This window comes from Thioclava sp. DLFJ4-1 (assembly GCF_002020145.1).
In the GTDB taxonomy this organism is placed as follows: Bacteria; Pseudomonadota; Alphaproteobacteria; order Rhodobacterales; family Rhodobacteraceae; genus Thioclava; species Thioclava sediminum.
Window position 1 is genome coordinate 510,365 of the sequence record NZ_MPZT01000002.1, and the last position, 18,370, is coordinate 528,734.

Annotated in this window: 19 protein-coding genes; 7 read left to right on the forward strand and 12 right to left on the reverse strand. The window is 64.8% G+C overall.

What is annotated here, in order from left to right:
• Nucleotides 1-23: 23 nt before the first annotated feature.
• The 5 genes from BMI85_RS07570 to BMI85_RS07590 form a co-directional block, all read right to left on the reverse strand.
• Nucleotides 24-917, reverse strand: coding sequence for an SPOR domain-containing protein (locus tag BMI85_RS07570; protein ID WP_078600581.1), 894 nt, complete (start codon nucleotides 915-917; stop codon nucleotides 24-26).
• A gap of 65 nt (nucleotides 918-982) precedes the next feature.
• Entirely contained in the window at nucleotides 983-1,615 is a 633-nt protein-coding gene (gene upp, locus BMI85_RS07575) for a uracil phosphoribosyltransferase (RefSeq protein WP_078522510.1), read from the reverse strand.
• Nucleotides 1,616-1,626: 11 nt separating this feature from the next.
• A complete protein-coding gene (locus BMI85_RS07580) occupies nucleotides 1,627-2,844 on the reverse strand; it encodes a phosphopentomutase (protein WP_078600583.1) in 1,218 nt (405 codons plus the stop codon).
• On the reverse strand, nucleotides 2,841-4,163 hold the full coding sequence (locus tag BMI85_RS07585) for a thymidine phosphorylase (RefSeq protein ID WP_078600585.1): 1,323 nt from the start codon (nucleotides 4,161-4,163) through the stop codon (nucleotides 2,841-2,843). Before BMI85_RS07585 ends, BMI85_RS07580 begins: the two co-directional genes overlap by 4 nt.
• Nucleotides 4,163-4,555, reverse strand: coding sequence for a cytidine deaminase (locus BMI85_RS07590; protein WP_075773944.1), 393 nt, complete (start codon nucleotides 4,553-4,555; stop codon nucleotides 4,163-4,165). Before BMI85_RS07590 ends, BMI85_RS07585 begins: the two co-directional genes overlap by 1 nt.
• 241 nt (nucleotides 4,556-4,796) lie before the next feature.
• Here BMI85_RS07590 and BMI85_RS07595 point away from each other — a divergent pair, with 241 nt between their 5' ends.
• From BMI85_RS07595 to BMI85_RS07610, 4 genes are all read left to right on the forward strand, one after another.
• Nucleotides 4,797-7,073: an NADP-dependent malic enzyme gene (locus BMI85_RS07595; protein ID WP_078600587.1), complete on the forward strand. Its 2,277-nt coding sequence runs from the start codon at nucleotides 4,797-4,799 to the stop codon at nucleotides 7,071-7,073.
• Nucleotides 7,074-7,279: 206 nt separating this feature from the next.
• On the forward strand, nucleotides 7,280-9,172 hold the full coding sequence (locus BMI85_RS07600; protein ID WP_078600589.1) for a propionyl-CoA synthetase: 1,893 nt from the start codon (nucleotides 7,280-7,282) through the stop codon (nucleotides 9,170-9,172).
• A 189-nt stretch (nucleotides 9,173-9,361) separates the two neighbouring features.
• Complete coding sequence (locus tag BMI85_RS07605; protein ID WP_168174753.1) at nucleotides 9,362-10,888, forward strand: ATP-binding protein; 1,527 nt, start codon at nucleotides 9,362-9,364, stop codon at nucleotides 10,886-10,888.
• Nucleotides 10,878-12,338 (forward strand): sigma-54 dependent transcriptional regulator, encoded by a 1,461-nt coding sequence (locus BMI85_RS07610; protein ID WP_078600593.1) that lies wholly within the window; start codon nucleotides 10,878-10,880, stop codon nucleotides 12,336-12,338. Before BMI85_RS07605 ends, BMI85_RS07610 begins: the two co-directional genes overlap by 11 nt.
• A gap of 3 nt (nucleotides 12,339-12,341) precedes the next feature.
• Here the strand turns inward: BMI85_RS07610 and BMI85_RS07615 are convergent, their stop codons facing one another.
• Nucleotides 12,342-13,106 carry an NAD kinase gene (locus BMI85_RS07615; protein ID WP_246832511.1) on the reverse strand — a complete coding sequence of 255 codons (765 nt, stop codon included), beginning with the start codon at nucleotides 13,104-13,106 and terminating at the stop codon, nucleotides 12,342-12,344.
• Between the two features lie 157 nt (nucleotides 13,107-13,263).
• On the opposite strand from BMI85_RS07615, the gene glyA reads away from it, so the two are divergent.
• Entirely contained in the window at nucleotides 13,264-14,556 is a 1,293-nt protein-coding gene (glyA, locus tag BMI85_RS07620; RefSeq protein WP_078542230.1) for a serine hydroxymethyltransferase, read from the forward strand.
• 71 nt (nucleotides 14,557-14,627) lie between these two features.
• On the opposite strand, the gene BMI85_RS07625 is transcribed toward glyA, so the two are convergent.
• Nucleotides 14,628-14,999 (reverse strand): hypothetical protein, encoded by a 372-nt coding sequence (locus BMI85_RS07625; RefSeq protein WP_078522501.1) that lies wholly within the window; start codon nucleotides 14,997-14,999, stop codon nucleotides 14,628-14,630.
• 143 nt (nucleotides 15,000-15,142) lie between these two features.
• Here BMI85_RS07625 and BMI85_RS07630 point away from each other — a divergent pair, with 143 nt between their 5' ends.
• Nucleotides 15,143-15,931 (forward strand): alpha/beta fold hydrolase, encoded by a 789-nt coding sequence (locus BMI85_RS07630; protein WP_078600597.1) that lies wholly within the window; start codon nucleotides 15,143-15,145, stop codon nucleotides 15,929-15,931.
• 19 nt (nucleotides 15,932-15,950) lie between these two features.
• Here the strand turns inward: BMI85_RS07630 and BMI85_RS07635 are convergent, their stop codons facing one another.
• The 4 genes from BMI85_RS07635 to BMI85_RS07650 all read right to left on the reverse strand — a co-directional run bounded on the left by BMI85_RS07635 (nucleotide 15,951) and on the right by BMI85_RS07650 (nucleotide 17,516).
• Entirely contained in the window at nucleotides 15,951-16,442 is a 492-nt protein-coding gene (locus BMI85_RS07635; RefSeq protein ID WP_078600599.1) for a cytochrome b/b6 domain-containing protein, read from the reverse strand.
• 119 nt (nucleotides 16,443-16,561) lie between these two features.
• Nucleotides 16,562-16,744 carry a hypothetical protein gene (locus tag BMI85_RS07640; RefSeq protein ID WP_078522498.1) on the reverse strand — a complete coding sequence of 61 codons (183 nt, stop codon included), beginning with the start codon at nucleotides 16,742-16,744 and terminating at the stop codon, nucleotides 16,562-16,564.
• A 112-nt stretch (nucleotides 16,745-16,856) separates the two neighbouring features.
• Nucleotides 16,857-17,174, reverse strand: a complete 318-nt coding sequence (locus BMI85_RS07645) for a hypothetical protein (RefSeq protein WP_078600601.1) — start codon at nucleotides 17,172-17,174, stop codon at nucleotides 16,857-16,859.
• Nucleotides 17,175-17,303: 129 nt separating this feature from the next.
• Entirely contained in the window at nucleotides 17,304-17,516 is a 213-nt protein-coding gene (locus BMI85_RS07650) for a hypothetical protein (protein ID WP_078600604.1), read from the reverse strand.
• A 115-nt stretch (nucleotides 17,517-17,631) separates the two neighbouring features.
• On the opposite strand from BMI85_RS07650, the gene BMI85_RS21110 reads away from it, so the two are divergent.
• On the forward strand, nucleotides 17,632-17,769 hold the full coding sequence (locus BMI85_RS21110; RefSeq protein WP_108722389.1) for an entericidin A/B family lipoprotein: 138 nt from the start codon (nucleotides 17,632-17,634) through the stop codon (nucleotides 17,767-17,769).
• 91 nt (nucleotides 17,770-17,860) lie between these two features.
• Here BMI85_RS21110 and BMI85_RS07655 read toward each other — a convergent pair whose 3' ends face one another.
• On the reverse strand, nucleotides 17,861-18,340 hold the full coding sequence (locus BMI85_RS07655; RefSeq protein WP_078600606.1) for a pyridoxamine 5'-phosphate oxidase family protein: 480 nt from the start codon (nucleotides 18,338-18,340) through the stop codon (nucleotides 17,861-17,863).
• Between the last annotated feature and the right edge of the window lie 30 nt (nucleotides 18,341-18,370).

Here is an 18,370-nt window from a genome sequence, read left to right on the forward strand (position 1 = left end):
CCGTCTTGCGCCTTCACGCCTCTTCAGCGCACGAGCGCATCCGGGAAGCCCGCCCGCCGGGCGCGGCTCAGCGCCGAGTTCAGCTTCGCACTGTCGTAGAACGGCCCGGCATAGACCACCGTCAGCTCCTGCGTCTTAGAGGTCGCGACCGGCAGTCCCAGCGCCTGCAGACGCTTCGTTGCAGCGGCCACATTCGCGACATTGCCGAAGCTGCCGACCTGCACATATTGCTTGCCGTTCGAACCGACCGGCGCGACCGATTTGCTCGACGCGGTGACGGTTGGAACCACCACGACCCGGGGCTTCGGCACCGGCGGATAAGAGCCCTCGACATAGACCTGATCCGGCGTCGCGGTGGGGCGAAGCTGCATCGGCGTCTCTTCGGTCCAGCGCGCGCGCATCTGTGTGTTGCCGTGGACGGTGCGCGGGCCGCGATAGGGGTTCAGCCGCCCATCGTCGAAGGCATTCGTCCAGCCATTCTGCGGCTTGGGCGCGTGGGTCATCACCGGGGCGAGCCCACCGACGCTCACGCTGTGAGACACGCGCGACGGATCGCGCAGCACAGGCGGAGAGGTCGGGGTCGGCGAATAGGGCGCGCGCATCGCGGCAGTGGCGCGGGCCGCAGGGTTCGCAGCCACGGTTACCGACGCAACCGGCACGGTGGGCGCCACGCTGGGCGTATGGCCGCAGACGATGCCGCGGTCGCTATTCATCTGCGGCACCCAGCGCACGGCGCCGCCATAATCCGCGCGCACGAACACGCAGCCCTGACTGTCGACATATTGCGGATCGGTATAGCTCGCCGGGGGCATTTCGGCGGGCGCATATTGCTGCGCCTTCGACTCCGATGCGAAGCCTCCCAGCCCCAGCGTGAGAATCGCGCACAGACCAGCCGCCGCCCCTGCTTTCAGTCGCATATCCACCCCCTGATGTTTTCAAGGGGAGGATAGCCGGGTTTGCCTTTGAGTAAAGGGTGTTGGCCTTACTTCGTCCCGAACATCCGGTCGCCCGCATCGCCCAGACCCGGCACGATATAGGCGTGATCGTCGAGCCTCTCATCAAGCGCGGCGGTCACGATCGGCACATCCGGATGCGCCTCTTTCATGCGCGCGACGCCCTCAGGGGCGGCCAGCAGGCACATGAAGCGAATGTTCTTCGCACCCTTTTCCTTGATCAGGTCGATCGCCGCGACCGAGGAGTTTCCGGTGGCCAGCATCGGATCGACCACGATGGTCAGACGATCTTCGAGCTCGCTCGGCAGCTTGCAATAGTATTCGACCGGCTTCAGCGTCTCGGGGTCGCGGTAGAGGCCGACAAAGCCCACGCGCGCCGCCGGGATCAGCTCCAGCACGCCATCCAGCAGACCGTTGCCCGCCCGCAGAATCGACACCAGCGCGAGTTTCTTGCCTGCGAGGATCGGCGCGTCCATCTCCTGAAGCGGCGTCTCGATATTCTTCGAGGTCAGTTCCAGCTCCGAGGTGATCTCATAGGCCAGCAGCAGGCTGATCTCGCGCAGCAGACGACGGAAGGACGCGGTCGACGTGTCCTTCTCGCGCATCAGGGTCAGTTTGTGCTGCACCAGCGGATGTTTGACGACGGTCAGATGGTCACTCATTGTGTTGTCCCTCACAGAAAGCTTTTTCCCGGCCCTTGCGCCGGAATGTTCAGATGCGTGGCGAGCGAAGCCGCGAGATCCACATAGCCCACATTGCCCACGCTGCGCGACCCGATACCGGGGCCCGCGCCCAGAACCGGCACGCGTTCGCGGGTGTGATCGGTGCCGCGCCAACTTGGATCGTTGCCGTGATCGGCGGTGAAGATCGCCAGATCGCCCGGTTGCAGGCGGTCGAGGAATTTGGCCGCCACCGTATCGAACCATTCCAGCGCGCGGGCATAGCCCGAGATGTCGCGGCGATGGCCGTAGAGGCTGTCGAACTCGACGAAATTGGCGAAGGTGAGCGAGCCGTCCTCGGCCTCATCCGCCAGCCGGATCAGGTGATCGGCCAGATCGGCATCGCCCTTGCCCTTGTGTAAATGCGTGATGCCGCGATGCGAGAAGATATCCCCGATCTTGCCGATCGCATGGGTCACGCGGCCCGCATCATAGGCCCAGTCCAGCAGCGTCGGCGACGGTGCCGGGATTGCATAGTCGCGGCGGTTCGGCGTGCGGGTGAACTGCCCGTTCTCGCCGATGAACGGCCGCGCGATCACGCGCCCCACCTTCATCGCGTGGAGCGTCGGCGCGAGCCCCTCGCAGAGCTTCAAAAGGCGGTCGAGGCCGAAATGCTCCTCATGGGCTGCGATCTGGAAGACGCTATCGGCGGAGGTGTAGCAGATCGGCCAGCCGGTGCGGATATGCTCGTCTCCGAGGCTTTCGATGATGTTCGTGCCCGAGGCGTGGCAATTACCCAAGATGCCGTCCGTGCCTGCGATCTCGCAGGCTTTGGCTACCAGATCGGGCGGGAAGCTGTTGGTCTGATCCGGGAAATAATGCCATTCCCACGGCACCGGCACGCCCGCCAGCTCCCAGTGCCCCGAGGGCGTGTCCTTGCCGGGAGAGATCTCGGTGGCCGCGCCCCAGAGCCCGACAGGTTCGACCATCAGCCCCGGCGCCTCCTCGCCCGAGGCGAGCTTCACGCCCGCGCCCAGACCAAGCCCTGCCAGCGTGGGCATATTCAGCGGACCCGAACGGCCTTCCTCAGCGCGCCCATCCGCACAGGCCTGCGCGATATGGCCCACGGTATTCGCGCCCGTATCCGGCGCGCCGTCGTTGAAGAAACGATCCGCATCGGGCGCGCCGCCGATCCCGACGCTGTCCATCACGATCAGAAAGGCACGGCTCATTGAACATCCTCCGGGCCGATCCGTTCATGGATCAGGGGCGGTTCTTCGGGGGCCTCGTCACTCAATTCGATCGCGGCCAGAAGGGCGGCTTCGGCGGCATCGGCATCGCGGTCATTCGCGGCATGGATCGTCACCAGCGGCTCGCCCGCGGCCATGTCCTCGCCCAGAGCCACGATCTCCCACAGACCGACCGACGGGTTAATCTTGTCGGTGCCGACCAGACGTCCACCGCCCAGATGCACCACCGCCTCGCCCACCGCGCGGGTGTCGATGCGGCTGACGAAGCCTGCGCGCGGGGCCTCGACGGCCCGGATCACCGGGGCCGAGGGCAGACGGTCGGGGAAGCGCTCGACGAAATCGCTCGGGCCACCCAATGCCGCGACCATCTTGCCGAAGACCTCGACCGCGCGCCCGTTGCTGAGCACTTCGTCGATCCGCACCGTGCCCTCGACCGCGTCCTTCGCCAACCCCGCGAGCACCAGCGCCTCGCCGCCCAGCGCCGCGGTCACGTCCCACAGCGCCTCGTTCACGCCGGTGCCGGTCAGCGTCTCCATCACCTCGATCACTTCCAGCGCATTGCCCGCCGAATGGCCCAGCGGCTGGTCCATGTCGGTGATCAGCGCCGAGGTCTTGCAGCCTGCGCCGTTCGCCGTGGCGACAAGGCTTTGCGCCAGCGCCTTCGCATCCTCGGGCCGCGCCATGAACGCGCCTGAGCCGACCTTCACGTCGAGGATCAGCCCTTCCAGCCCGGCGGCCAGCTTCTTCGACAGGATGGAGGCGGTGATCAGGTCGATGCTCTCGACCGTGCCGGAGATGTCGCGGATCCCGTAGAGCCGCTTGTCGGCGGGGGCGATTTCGCCCGTGGCGCCGACGATGGCGCAGCCGACTTCGCCCACGACCTTGCGCAAAGCGCCGATGCCGGGCGTCGCGTCATAGCCGGGGATCGCTTCCATCTTGTCGAGCGTGCCGCCGGTATGGCCCAAGCCCCGCCCCGAGATCATCGGAACGTAGCAGCCACAGGCCGCCAGCGCGGGCGCCAGCAGCAGCGAGACGGAATCCCCCACCCCGCCGGTCGAGTGCTTGTCGATCACCGGGCCGGGCATGTCCCAGCGCAAAACCTCGCCGGAATCGCGCATCGCTTGCGTCAGCGCGACGCGCCCCTCGGTGCCGATGCCTTTCAACAGAACGGCCATCGCGAAGGCCCCCGCCTGCGCATCCGAGACCGAGCCATCGGCAAGACCGCGCGCGAACCATTGGGCTTGATCTGCGCTCAGGCTTTTGCCGTCGCGCACCGATTGGATAATGCTGCGGGCGTCCATCAGGTGTTTTCCATATGGCTCATGTCGAAGCGACCGGGCAGCAGATCGCCCACCGTCGTGTCGAGCCGCTCACCTTCGGTGGTGGCCAGCGTCACCGGCGTGTCGTGGCGCGCGAATTCCGCCAACTTCTGACGGCAGCCGCCACAGGGCGGCACGGGCGTCGGGCTGTCGGCGATCACGGCGACCTCGGTGATCTCGGTCTCGCCGGCCGCCACCATCGCGGCGATCGCGCCAGCCTCGGCACAGGTGCCTTCGGGATAGGCCACGTTCTCGACATTCACGCCGCTATAGATGGTGCCGGACGCCCCGCGCACCGCCGCACCGACCTTGAATTTCGAATAGGGCGCATAGGCGTTTTCACGCACCTGACGGGCAGAATCGAGCAGCGACATCGGCGGTCTCCGGGCCATGGCCGGAGCGTAAAATTTGTCCAGCCGGTTGAGTTCTCCCGATCCTGCGCCGCACCTGCGCCGGATGCAAGCGCTCACCTCGCGCCATCCGCCGCCTCGCGCGGAGTTCATGCCGCAGCGTAATTTCATGGGGTTGCAATCACCCCCTTCGTGCTATCTAGAACGACGGGAGAGTCGCGCGCGAAAAATTAGTTTAGCGCTAAACCAGTTTCGGGAGGATCTCATGGAAGAGCTGCGTCAGGACAACCTGCGTCAGTCGGCACTGGACTATCACGCCAAGCCGAAACCCGGAAAACTGGAAATCCGCGCGACGAAGCCGCTCGCCAACGGGCGCGATCTGGCCCGCGCCTATTCGCCCGGCGTGGCGGAGGCCAGCCTTGCCATCAAGGAAGATCCCGACACCGCACGCGACTACACCGCGCGGGGCAATCTGGTCGCCGTCGTCACCAACGGCTCGGCCGTGCTGGGTCTGGGCAATATCGGCCCGCTTGCCGCGAAGCCGGTGATGGAAGGCAAGGCGGTTCTGTTCAAGAAATTCGCCGATATCGACTGTTTCGATATCGAAGTCGCCGAGAACGACCCCGAGAAGCTCGCTGAGATCGTCTGCGCGCTCGAGCCCTCTTTCGGCGCGATCAACCTCGAAGACATCAAGGCCCCCGACTGCTTCATCGTGGAGAAAATCTGCCGCGAGAAGATGAACATCCCGGTCTTTCACGACGACCAGCACGGCACCGCGATCGTGGTGGGCGCGGCTGCGACCAACGCGCTGCGCATCGCGAAGAAAAACTTCGAGGACATCAAGATCGTCTCGACCGGCGGCGGCGCGGCCGGCATCGCCTGTCTCAACATGCTGCTGAAGCTGGGCGTGAAGCGCGAGAATGTCTGGCTCTGCGACATCGAAGGGCTGGTATACAAGGGCCGTGAAGCTGACATGACGCCGCAAAAGGCGGATTATGCGCAGGACAGCGATCTGCGCACGCTCGACGAGGTGATCGAAGGCGCGGATATGTTCCTCGGCCTCTCCGGCCCCGGCGTGCTGAAGCCCGAGATGGTGCAGAAGATGGCCAAGCAGCCGATCATCTTCGCGCTGGCGAACCCGAACCCTGAAATCCTGCCCGACGTGGCCCGCGAGGTCGCGCCCGATGCGATCATCGCCACCGGGCGCAGCGATTTCCCGAACCAGGTCAACAACGTGCTGTGCTTCCCCTTCATCTTCCGGGGCGCACTGGACGTGGGTGCGACCACGATCAACGACGAGATGCAGATCGCCTGTGTCGAGGGGATCGCGAAGCTCGCACGGCAAACGACCTCCGCCGAGGCCGCTGCCGCCTATCGCGGCGAAAAGCTCACCTTCGGCGCGGATTACCTGATCCCGAAACCCTTCGATCCGCGGCTGATCGGCATCGTCGCCTCTGCCGTGGCGAAAGCCGCGATGGAGACTGGCGTGGCGGCCCGCCCGCTGGAAAATCTGGATGCCTACAAGGTTCAGCTCGACGGCTCAGTGTTCAAATCCGCGCTGCTGATGCGCCCGGTCTTCGATGCCGCCGCGACCGCACGACGTCGTATCGTCTTCGCCGAGGGCGAGGATGAGCGCGTGCTGCGCGCCGCCAACGCGATGATCGAAGAGACCACCGACACGCCGATCCTGATCGGTCGTCCCGACGTAATCGAGATGCGCTGCGAACGGGCGGGTCTGCCGCTCGATCTAGGCGCGGTCGAGATCGTGAACCCGGAGAACGACCCCCGCTATCGCGACTACTGGGGCACCTATCACGAGTTGATGGCCCGGCGCGGCGTCACCCCCGATCTGGCGCGTGCGATCATGCGCACCAACTCCACCGCGATTGCCGGAATCATGGTCCATCGCGAGGAAGCGGATTCGATGATCTGCGGCACGTTCGGGCAATATCTCTGGCACCTGAAATACGTGCGCGAAATCCTCGCCCGCGACGGGCTGCATGCCCAGGGCGCGCTGAGCCTGATGATCCTCGAGGATGGCCCGCTTTTCGTGGCCGACACCCATGTCCATCACGCACCCACCCCCGAGCAGATCATGGAAACGGTCTGCGGCGCCGCGCGCCACGTCTCGCGCTTCGGCCTGAAGCCGAAGATCGCGCTGTGCTCGCATAGCCAGTTCGGCAATCTCGACAGCGACTCGGGCGAGCGGATGCGCGCCGCAATGAACCTGCTGATCCGGCGTGAGGTGAATTTCGACTTCGAGGGCGAGATGCATGTCGATGCGGCCCTCGATCCCGAGACCCGCGCCCGGCTGATGCCGAATTCGCGCTTCGAAGGGGCGGCAAACGTGCTGGTCTTCGCCAATACCGACGCGGCCTCTGGCGTGCGCAACATCCTCAAGATGAAAGCAGGCGGCCTCGAAGTCGGGCCGATCCTGATGGGGATGGGCAACAAGGCGCATATCGTGACGCCGTCGATTACCTCGCGCGGGTTGCTGAACATGTCGGCCATCGCGGGCACGCCGGTCGCTCACTACAGCTGAGTCGCGCCCACCTGCGAAATTTGCAAACCCCTCGCGGGCTGCAAAGAAGCTGAATACTCGCCCGCAGTTTGCAAAAGTTTGCGGGCGATTTGTCGCGCTTTCTGCAAATTTTTTGGCGTCGCACCCTATTGTGCGCGGTAACATTCTTGCGTCAACGCGTTGCGCTCCGTAACACATCTCCAAATTCCTGAGGAGGAGATGTTCGCATGGGCTACAAAGAGGTCTATTCCGCCTGGCAGGCCGATCCCGAGAAATTCTGGATGGACGCCGCCGAGAAGATCGACTGGGACGAGAAGCCCTCGAAGGCCCTGTTTGATGGAAACGCGCCGCTCTACGAATGGTTCTCGGACGGGATGGTCAACACCTGCTGGAACGCGGTCGACCGCCATGTCGAGCAGGGGCGCGGCGATCAGATCGCGATCATGCATGAAAGCCCGATCACCCATTCGACCAAGGGCATCACCTACAAGGAATTGCAGACCCGTGTGGCCTCGCTCGCCGGTGCGCTGAAGATGCGCGGCGTCGAAAAGGGCGACCGCGTCATCATCTACATGCCGATGATCCCCGAGGCGCTGGAAGCGATGCTCGCCTGCGCCCGGATCGGCGCGGTCCATTCGGTCGTGTTCGGCGGCTTCGCGGCGCACGAGCTCGCGGTGCGGATCGACGACTGCACCCCCAAGGCGATCATCGCGGCCAGCTGCGGCCTCGAGCCCGGGCGCACCGTGCATTACAAACCGCTTCTGGACGAGGCGATCGAACAGGCCGAGCACAAGCCGGAATTCTGCGTCATCTTCCAGCGCGAACAGGAAGTGGCGAAGCTGATCGAAGGGCGCGACTTCTCGTGGCATGGCTTCCAATATGGCGTGAAGCCCGCGGACTGCGTTCCGGTCGAGGGCAACCACCCGGTCTACATCCTCTACACCTCCGGCACGACCGGCCAGCCCAAGGGCGTCGTGCGTCATACCGGCGGCCATCTCGTCGCGCTGCAATGGTCGATGAAGAACATCTACAATATCGAGGCGGGCGACCGCTTCTGGGCGGCCTCGGATGTCGGCTGGGTCGTGGGCCACTCCTACATCTGCTACGGCCCGCTGATCGCGGGTGCGACCACGGTGGTGTTCGAGGGCAAGCCGATCGGCACCCCGCATCCGGGCGTGTTCTGGCGGATCATCCAGAACAACCGCATCAAGAGCTTCTTCACCGCCCCCACGGCGCTGCGCGCGATCAAGCGCGAGGATCCGAACGGTGAATGGATCAAGCGCTACGCGCTGCACGATCTGCAGGCGCTGTTCCTCGCAGGCGAGCGGGCCGATCCCGCGACCGTCGAATGGGCGCAGAAACATCTCGGCGTGCCGGTGGTCGACCACTGGTGGCAGACCGAGACCGGCTGGGCCATCGCCGCGAACCCGATCGGGATCGAAGAGCTGCCGACCAAGGTAGGCAGCCCCTCGGTGCCGATGCCGGGCTACGACATTCAGGTGCTCGACGAGGGCGGCCACCCGGTCGAGACGGGCCAGCTTGGCGCCATCGCGATCAAACTGCCGCTGCCTCCGGGCACGCTGCCGACGCTGTGGAAAGCCGAGGCGCGCTTCAAGAAAAGCTACCTCGAGCAATTCCCCGGCTATTACGAGACGGGCGACGCGGGCTATGTCGACGAGGACGGCTATCTCTACATCATGGCGCGCACCGATGACGTCATCAACGTCGCGGGTCACCGCCTCTCGACCGGGGCGATGGAAGAGGTCCTTGCCGGGCATAGCGACGTCGCCGAATGCGCGGTGATCGGTGTGGCTGACGACCTGAAGGGGCAGACGCCGATGGGCTTCCTGTGCCTCAATTCGGGCTGCAACCGCCCGCATGGCGAGGTGGTCAAGGAATGCGTGAGCCGCGTGCGCGAACAGATCGGCCCGGTCGCGGCCTTCAAGCTCGCCACCGTGGTGGACCGTCTGCCGAAGACCCGCTCGGGCAAGATCCTGCGGGCCACGATGGTGAAGATCGCGGATGGGCAGGAGTGGAAAATGCCCGCGACGATCGACGACCCCGCGATCCTCGACGAAATCACCGAGGCGCTGAAGGGGCTTGGCTACCCGAAGAAATAAGCCGAGCTTATCATAAGCGCACTCATTTTGAGCGACGCAGATAGGCACCACATCAAAAGTTTACGCGAGAGTTAAGAAGCCGCATCCACAATGGGTGCGGCTTTATGCTATTGTTTATGTTATCGAAGGTTAATTTGAGAACCGTACCCCGGAACCATCCATCGAGGGGTTATTTTGACGAACCGAAAGTTGCCCGATCCCGCTGCGCAGGAGCCATTCGCATCGTTGCGATGCGATCTCGGCCCTTTATGGCAGCACGATCTGCGCGCCGCGCTTGCAGATGTGATGTGCGGTCTGGATGCGGCGCTCGCCGATCCGGGCGGTCAAAGCACGCATGGACAATTGGAGCGCGCGCGCGAAGCGGCGAGCGATCTGGCACAGCTTCTCGATCTGGACGGAGCGAAGAAAACTGCGCCCGCCGCGTCGAGCCATGAAGCGGCAAGCGAGCTTTCCGACGCGTCCGAGGCAAGCCCCGCTCCCCCGCATCTGGTCATTGCCGATGCGCTTGAACGGGTACGCCGCCGCTGGACAAGCGCGGCACATGTTCGGGGCATGTCGCTCGCGATCCACATGGCCCCTGATCTGCCGCCGGTGCTGGCGATCGATCGCGTGCCGCTCACCCGCATCTTCGCCAATCTGATGCGCAACGCGCTGTGCTATGCCCAGCGCGGCACGATCCACCTGTCGCTCGACTTCGACCCGGCCAAGGGGCTGCTGCTGACCGTGCGCGACGAGGGCGATGGCTTCCCAGAGGAACGTCTGCGCGCGCCAGCCTGCGCAGGGCAGCGCAGCGAGCCCGCCACGTTCCGCAACCCCGAGGGGCAAGGTCTGGGCCTCGCGATCTGTCACGCGCTGGTGGCAGAGGCCGGCGGCAAGATCGACCTCGCCAACGCGCCGCAAGGCGGGGCCGAAATCCGCGTGTCGCTCCCGGCCCGTCCCGTCGATATCAGTTCCACGATGCGCGATGCCCCCCTGCCCGATCTGAGCGGGTGGAACGTGCTCGTCGCCGATGACAGCGAGATGAGCCGCGCCGTGCTCGAACAATTCCTGAGCGCGATGGGCGCGCAGGTGACCGGGCTGCGTCGTGGCGACAGTGCGGCCGCGCAACTGCGGGCCGAACGCTTCGATCTCGCGGTGCTGGATGTCGAGATGCCCGGCTGCCGCGGCCCCGAGGTGATCGCCAGCATTCGCCGCTCCGGTCTGCCTTGGGCGGACCTGCCGATCATCCAGTGCAGCGGCTATCGCGACGTGGAGAAAGGCGCGGCCGATGCCTGCCTGATCAAGCCGGTGCTGGGCCTGCAGCCGATCCTGCGCGCCTTGGAAGAGGCTGGTTGCATGACGACCGTGCCACGCGTAACTACGCCGCCGCGCGGTTTGCTCGCCCATCTGCGTCTGGCCGAGAAGGCATTGCCAGCGGGGCTCGGGCAGGAACTGATCGCCGATCTCGAGACGGTACGTCACGGGCTGTCGCTCGCACTGCCCCCTTTCGACCTCTGCGCCCTGCAATTGCTGAGCCATAAGCTCAGTGCGGTAGCCGGAGTGGCGGGTGATCACCCCCTCTCGCGGCATGCACGCGCGCTTGACAGTGCAACCCGACATGGGACTTATGAAGATATTCAAGATCTTGGCCGGGTCGCCCTCATTTTCATCGACCGGCTGATAGCCACCACCCGAAATAATTTGAACGCGAAGACTGATTTACAGCATGAGAACTAGTGACTCCGATACGACCACCCCGGACAGCGATACAAGCTCCAAGACGGATAGTCCGCAACACGGCCTCAGTCGAAACGGGCGGAACAGCGTCGACACCGAGACCGAACATTTTCTATTGATCGAAGATGTGGGATCGCTCCGGGCGATCTATGACGCCTATCTGCGCAACGCCGGCTTCGTCACCCATCTCGCGGCAAGCGCCGAGGAAGGGATGCGAATCTTCCGCGACAACCCGATCCGTATGGTGCTGTTGGACCTGATGCTGCCCGATCGCGACGGCGACACGCTGATCGCCGAAATGCTGGCCCTGCGCCCCTATGCGGCGATCATCGCGGTCACTGCCGACCGCTCGATCGACCGCGCGGTGCGGGCGATGCAGGAGGGCGCAATCGACTTCCTCGTCAAACCGATCGACGAACCTCGCTTCAGAAGCGCCATTGAGAGCGCGCGCAGCCTGTCGCTGCGTTCGGATGTCGACGACGCGAGCGCCAGCGAGGAGACGGTCGGGGACTTCGTCGGCAACGCGCCGCAGATGCGGGCGCTCTACGCCCGGACCCGTGCTGCCGCCCGCTCGACCGCGCCGGTCTATATCTGGGGCGAAAGCGGTACCGGGAAGGAGCTTTGCGCCCAGGCGGTTCACGCCACGAGCCCCCGCGCCGATGGTCCCTTCATTGCGCTCGATTGCGGCGCCCTGGCCGCCGACCGCGTCGACAGCGAACTCTTCGGCCATAACCGCGGGGCCTTCCCGGGCGCTTTGGAGGACAAGGACGGTGCGCTCCTCGCCGCCGATGGCGGCACGCTTCTGCTCGACAATATCTGCGAACTTGCCCCCACCGCACAGATCAAGCTGCTGCGGTTCCTGCAGAGCGGCCAAGTCAAACCGCTCGGCGCCAGCCAACCGGTCGACGTCAATGTGCGGATCGTCTGCGCGGCCAAGAGCTCGCCTAGCGTCATGCTGCAAAACGCTGTGCTCCGTGAGGACCTCTATTACCGGCTGATGGTGCTCACGATCGAGATGCCGCCGCTGCGGATGCACCGCGAGGATATCGGCCCTCTGGCAAGGATGGCGCTGGAGCGGTTCGCCTCCGAGGAGCAGCGCGACTTCAGCGAGATCGAACCTGAGGCCATCACCCGCCTGGAGGACCGGCCGTGGCCCGGCAACGTCCGCCAACTGATGAACGTCATCCGCGCGGCGATCGTGATGCATGACGGTCCGGTGCTGCGCGCTCATATGCTGCCGGAATTCGATCCGACGACGAGCCGTGCCGCGCCCACCACCGCCCCGGCGGTCGATCCTTTCGTGGATCGCACCCTGGCCGAGATCGAGCGCGCCGCGATAGAGGCTGCGATCACCCGGCATGACGGATCGATCCCGCGCGCTGCGCTGGAACTGGGGGTCGCGCCCTCTACGATCTATCGCAAGCGCGACGCGTGGCTGTCAAAGGGCTGAGCCTCAGGCGAACTGTTCGCGCATCAACCGCTCTTCGAGCCCGTGACCGGGGTCGAAGAGGATGCAATGCTCGATCTCCGGCTCGGAGCGCACCTCGACCCATTTGACCGGCTTGACCGAGCGGCTGTCCGCATCGGCCATGACCGGGCGCTTGTCGGGTTCGAGAATGTCGAAGCGCACCAGCGCGGAGGATGGCAGGATCGCGCCCTGCCACCGCCGCGGCCGAAAGCTCGCGATCCCGGTCAGCGCCAGCACGTCCGAGCCGATCGGCAGGATCGGCCCGTGGGCGGAGAAGTTATAGGCGGTCGATCCGGCCGGGGTGGAGACGATCGCGCCGTCACAGACCAGCTCCTGCAGCCGCACTTTGTCGTTGATCGAGATTTTCAGCTTCGCCGCCTGCGGGCCTGCGCGCAGCAGCGAGACCTCGTTGATGGCGAGCGCCTCATGCAGCATCCCGTCCTGCGTCTCGGCCTTCATCGACAGCGGATTGATCACCGCCTGCTCCGCCGCCTCGAGTCGCGCGGGCAGATCGTCGGCGACATAGTCGTTCATCAGGAAGCCGACCGAGCCGCGGTTCATCCCGTAGACCGGCAGCCCCGTGCCCTCGTGCAGGCATTGCAGCATGAACCCGTCCCCGCCAAGCGCTACGATCACATCGGCCGCATAGCGCGGCACCTGCCCGTAGCGCGCGACCAGATCGGCCTGCGCCGCCTGCGCCGTCTCGGCGTGGGAGGCCGCGAAATGGATATGGGTATACTGGTTCGCCACCGCGCGGTCCTCCTGCTTGTCCAAGGTGTTGCAAGGGCTTGGGCGAAAGACAAGCGTCAATCCGGCGCGGAAATGACCGATTTGGTCGTTTGTCTGCTTTCAGCCCTGTGAAATCTGCGCTAAACGGTCGGCGACCGGATCTTTGCGAGGAATGGCCATGAAAGACCAACGCGATGCGGGCTTCTTCACCGAAAGCCTCTCCAGCCGTGACCCCGAACTCTTCAAGTCGATCACCGATGAACTCGGTCGCCAGCGCGACGAGATCGAACTGATCGCCTCGGAAAACATCGTCTCGAAGGCGGTGATGGAGGCGCAGGGTTCGGTGATGACGAACAAATACGCCGAAGGGTACCCGGGCAAGCGCTACTATGGCGGCTGCCAATATGTCGACGTCGCGGAGAACCTCGCGATCGACCGCGCCAAGGAGCTGTTCGGCTGCGAATTCGCCAACGTGCAGCCGAACTCGGGGAGCCAAGCGAACCAGGGCGTGTTCACCGCGCTGCTGAAGCCGGGCGACACGATCCTCGGCATGAGCCTCGATGCGGGCGGCCACCTGACCCACGGCGCCAAGCCGAACCAGTCGGGCAAGTGGTTCAACGCGATCCAATACGGCGTGCGCAAGCAAGACAGCCTGCTGGACTACGAGCAGGTCCGCGAACTGGCGCTCGAGCACAAGCCGAAGCTGATCATCGCCGGTGGCTCGGCCATCCCGCGCCAGATCGACTTCGCCAAGTTCCGCGAGATCGCGGATGAGGTCGGCGCTTGGCTGATGGTCGACATGGCGCACTTCGCCGGCCTCGTGGCCGGTGGTCAGCACCCGTCGCCCTTCCCCTATGCGGATGTCGCGACCACCACGACGCACAAGACCCTGCGCGGTCCGCGTGGCGGCATGATCCTCACCAACAACGAGGAGATTGCGAAGAAGGTGAACTCGGCGATCTTCCCGGGCATCCAGGGCGGTCCGCTGATGCATGTCATCGCAGGCAAGGCCGTGGCCTTCGGCGAGGCGCTGCGCCCCGGGTTCAAGGACTACGCCGCTCAGGTCGTGAAGAACGCTCAGGCGCTGGCTGACGAGCTGATGAAGGGTGGCCTCGACATCGTCACCGGCGGCACGGACACCCACGTGATGCTGGTCGACCTGCGTCCGAAAGGCGTGAAGGGCAACGCGACCGAGAAGGCTCTGGGCCGCGCGCATATCACCTGCAACAAGAACGGCATCCCGTTCGACCCGGAGAAACCGATGGTCACCTCGGGCATCCGTCTGGGCACCCCGGCGGGCACCACCCGTGGCTTCGGCGAGGAAGAGTTCCGCGAGATCGCGCGCCTGATCGTCGAAGTGGTCGACGGGCTCGCCGCGAATGGCGAAGAGGGCAATGGCGAGGTCGAAGAGGCCGTGAAAGCCAAGGTCGCGACGCTGCTCAGCGGCTTCCCGATCTACCCCGAGCTGTGATCCGGTTCCGAGATTGAGTTGAAGGCCCCCGCGATCCGGGGGCCTTTTTCATGTCTGGGGGCGTGGCCCGATCAGATCGCTCCGGTCCAGACCATCGCGGCCAGCAAGGCGCCGCCCACAATCACCACAATCACGGCGATCGAACTGGCAAGGCCAAGCGCCGCGGCGCGCAGCCGCTCCGCCGCGCCCAGCGGTTCGAGGTAATCGCGACAGGTCGCGAAGGCGCCCTCCACCCTGCGGGCATCCAATTGCCGGGCGATTTTGGGCGCATGCGCTTTGCGCTCGGCATCTACCAGCACCAGCGCCGCCTTGCGCACCTTGCGCGGCAGCGCCCGGGCCCGCGAGGCGACCCGCGCCTCGAGTGTCGGCCCCTTCGCCCCCAGCCGCTGCGCCAGAAGCCTCGAGACCTGCCCCACCATCTGATTGATCTTCTCCGGCCCCATCCGGCCCTCTCCCTTACGCAGCGTTCAGCAATTCCGCACCGGACGCTACCCGCCGCGCGAGATCAGCGCAACTGCGCGCATGGACGCAGATTTTTTCGCATCCGCTCTGGAAGCGCCCCGGGAGGCGATCTAGCTTAGGCGCCATGTTGAACACGACCCCCTACACCTCCGACAGCAATCCCGGCGCGCGACCGCTGATCATCGCGCCCGGTCTTTTCGGATCGGCCCGGAACTGGAACGCGATTGCCAAGCGGCTGAGCGCGGACCGCCCCGTCATCGCGCTCGATATGCGCAATCACGGCGACAGCTTCTGGGACGACGATCACAGCTATCAGGCGATGGCAGGCGATATCGCCGAGGTGATCGAGGCGAATGGCGGGGTCGCGGATGTGCTGGGCCATTCGATGGGCGGCAAGGCGGCGATGACCCTCGCCCTGACGCAGCCGCAACTCGTCGCGCATCTCATCGTCGCGGATATCGCGCCCGAGAACTACGATCACGGCGACAACCACAGTGCGCTGATCGAGGCGATGCAAGGTATGGATATCGCCGATCTCACCTCGCGCTCCGCCGCGGATGAGCGACTGGGCGAGCAGGTCTTCGATCCGGGCACCCGCGCCTTCCTGCTGCAATCGCTGGTGCTGCGCGACGGCCCGCCACGCTGGAAGTTCAACCTAGCCGCGCTGAAGGCGAATATGGACGACATCCTCGGCTGGCCCGAGGCGCTTAAGGGCAAGCAGTTCGACGGCCCGACGCTATTCCTGTCGGGCGCGGACTCGCATTACGTGCGGCCCGAAATGCACGACCGTATCCGCGGTTTCTTCCCGCAGGCGCGTTTCGAGGAAATCGACAATGCGGGGCACTGGCTGCATGCCGAGAAGCCCCGCGAGTTCGAAGCCGACGTGGCGCGTTTCCTCGACTCCACGAGCTGAGGAAACCGCGCCGCTGCGCTCACGCCCCCGGCTTCATCATCCGGCGGATCAGGTGATCGCGCTTGACGTATTGGTGATAGAGCGCGGCTGCCACATGCAGCCCGGCAAGCCACAGCAACACCGTGGTCAGGATCGAGTGAGTCTCGGCCGCCCATTCCAGCTGCCCGTAATAGGCCACTAGCCCCGCAATCGGGATCAGGAACAGCAGCGCGTAGAGCAGCCAGTGGACTGCGGCCGCGCCGCGCCGGAAAATGACGGGATCGTTCTCCGGCGGCTCGGGTGCGCCGTGGCTCGCGCGCAGTATCAGACGCCAGATCGCAAGCACGAGCACCGCGATACCGAGGACGATGTGACCATAGGTCAGCACCCCGGCGCTCGCCGATCCGCTCTCCATGAGGTCGTGGAAGGTGTGGCCCATCGCGTCATTGAACAGATATTGGACGATGAGCAGCAGAACGACGGCCCAGTGGAGCCAAATCTGGGTTTTCGAATAGCCGGGAGCGTAGGACATATTACCTCTTTGAATTCACGAAACGCCGCCGCGCCTCGCCGGACTAGCGCGGCGAAGGCGCAGAGGTTCCGCCCTTCACGAAGTTGGGATTTTCCCGACGCCTGTGCCGCGCCGCGCCGTCAGGCGTTTTCGCGGATCATTTTGGCGATATACCACGCAACTGGCACGGCGACGAGGAACCCGATTACCGCGGAGACGATCATCGCGTTGGTGGTGAACATATTCATCGTCAGCGCGGCAGTGATGAGGATACCCGCGAGGGTCGGTCCGACGAGGGCGTAGATGATACCGAAGAGGCGCATGTCTGATCTCCATTGAGCGGCGCATTTCGGTGGTCAGACTGACTCCGATCACGCGGATGTGACCTTGATCCGCATCAAGTCCGCGCGGTCGCCGCTGCGGCAGGGCGTCGCATCAGCAATCGAGCTGGAAGCGCGCCTCCCCCGTATCGCCGGGCAGCGAGGGCGATCGGTAGAGCCCGCCCGCCGGTCCCGCGACCTCGCAACCCGACACCTGCTCTGCCGCGCGGATCATCAGGGGCGGCACGCGCCCCCGCTCTGCCCGGCGCAGATAGCCCATGCGCACCACCTCCGCCCGGTCTCCCTTGAGGAAGACGACGAAGTCGATGCCGTCGAGCGTGAGGTCATGCCGCGACGCGCCGAGAAACTGCGGCGCTGGGGAGGCGCAGGCTGCGAGGAGGCAAAGGATAAGGAAAAACGGGGCTTTAGACATTGAAAGGCTCCGGGGAGGGACAACCCGGAGCCTTTCAGAGCTTAATTAACAAGAAGTTAACCAGCTCGGGCGGAGTGTGCGGCCCCCGCGAGGGACAAAGCAGGGGCCGCAAGACCGTTCTGACAGGGATCATGCCTGGCGGGGCGGCCAGAACGGGTCATTCCTTTTTATGCGCCGCTCGGTCCAAAGACCTGCGGGAATTCCTAAGACAATCCCGACGATCACGGCGAACGCGAATTCCTGCCATCCGACAAAGCCGAAAGTCAGAGCTGCGATCACCACGACCCCGGTCACGACGAGGGCCGAGAGGGCGGCGACGAATAAGCGCAGAGGCTTCTTCATTCGGGCTCTCCCTTATGTGTTCGAGGGCAAAACGCCGCTCCTTGCCTCCAGTTCCACGGAACCGTAAATTTTTTCGTACGTTGGCCGGTGATGGCTTAATAGGAGAGCGAAAGAGATGACGAAATCGGTTCAAATGGCGGCAATGACCGTGATCCTTCTGGGCCTCGCGGCCTGCAACACCGTGCAAGGCGCAGGTCAGGACCTGTCCGTTGCAGGCAACACGATCGCGGGCGAAGCGCGTCAGGCGCGCTAAATTCCAAGCCTGATAGCTAAGCGAAAAAGTCAAAGGCCCCGGAGATTTCCGGGGCCTTTTTCTTACCTCTGACGTCAGGGACGCGCCCGGCTCAGTAATTCACATGAGCGACACGGTCCTTCATCGACTCGCCCGGGTCCGACGAGAGAAGGATCTTCGCGCCCGCGACCAGCGCGTTGCCGCTGTCCCAGATCTCGGCCTGATCCGGATCGAAGCGCAGCAGCACCAGTTTGGGGTCGTCCTTGCCCTCATACCAGGCGCCGATGAAGGGGTTCCACAGCCGCTCCACGGTCTCGGGGTCGGTATGTTCGGTCAGACGCCCCGTGACGGTCGCGAAGACCTTGTGGCCCTTGTCCGAGAAGGTGAACATCGCCCCTGCCCCGGGGGCCAGCCCTTCCATCAATTCCGTGTCGCGCGCGGTGAAGAACCAGACGGGGCCGGGCTTCTCCTCGACGATCGCCGTCATCGGGCGCGGCGCTGCCGTCTCGACGCCCGCGCGCGCCAGCATCACGGTGCGATCCGATGCGAGCGCATCCCAGAAATCTTTCTCGATCTTGGCTTGGTCGGTCATATCGTTTCCTCCTGAAATAGGTCTGGGTGG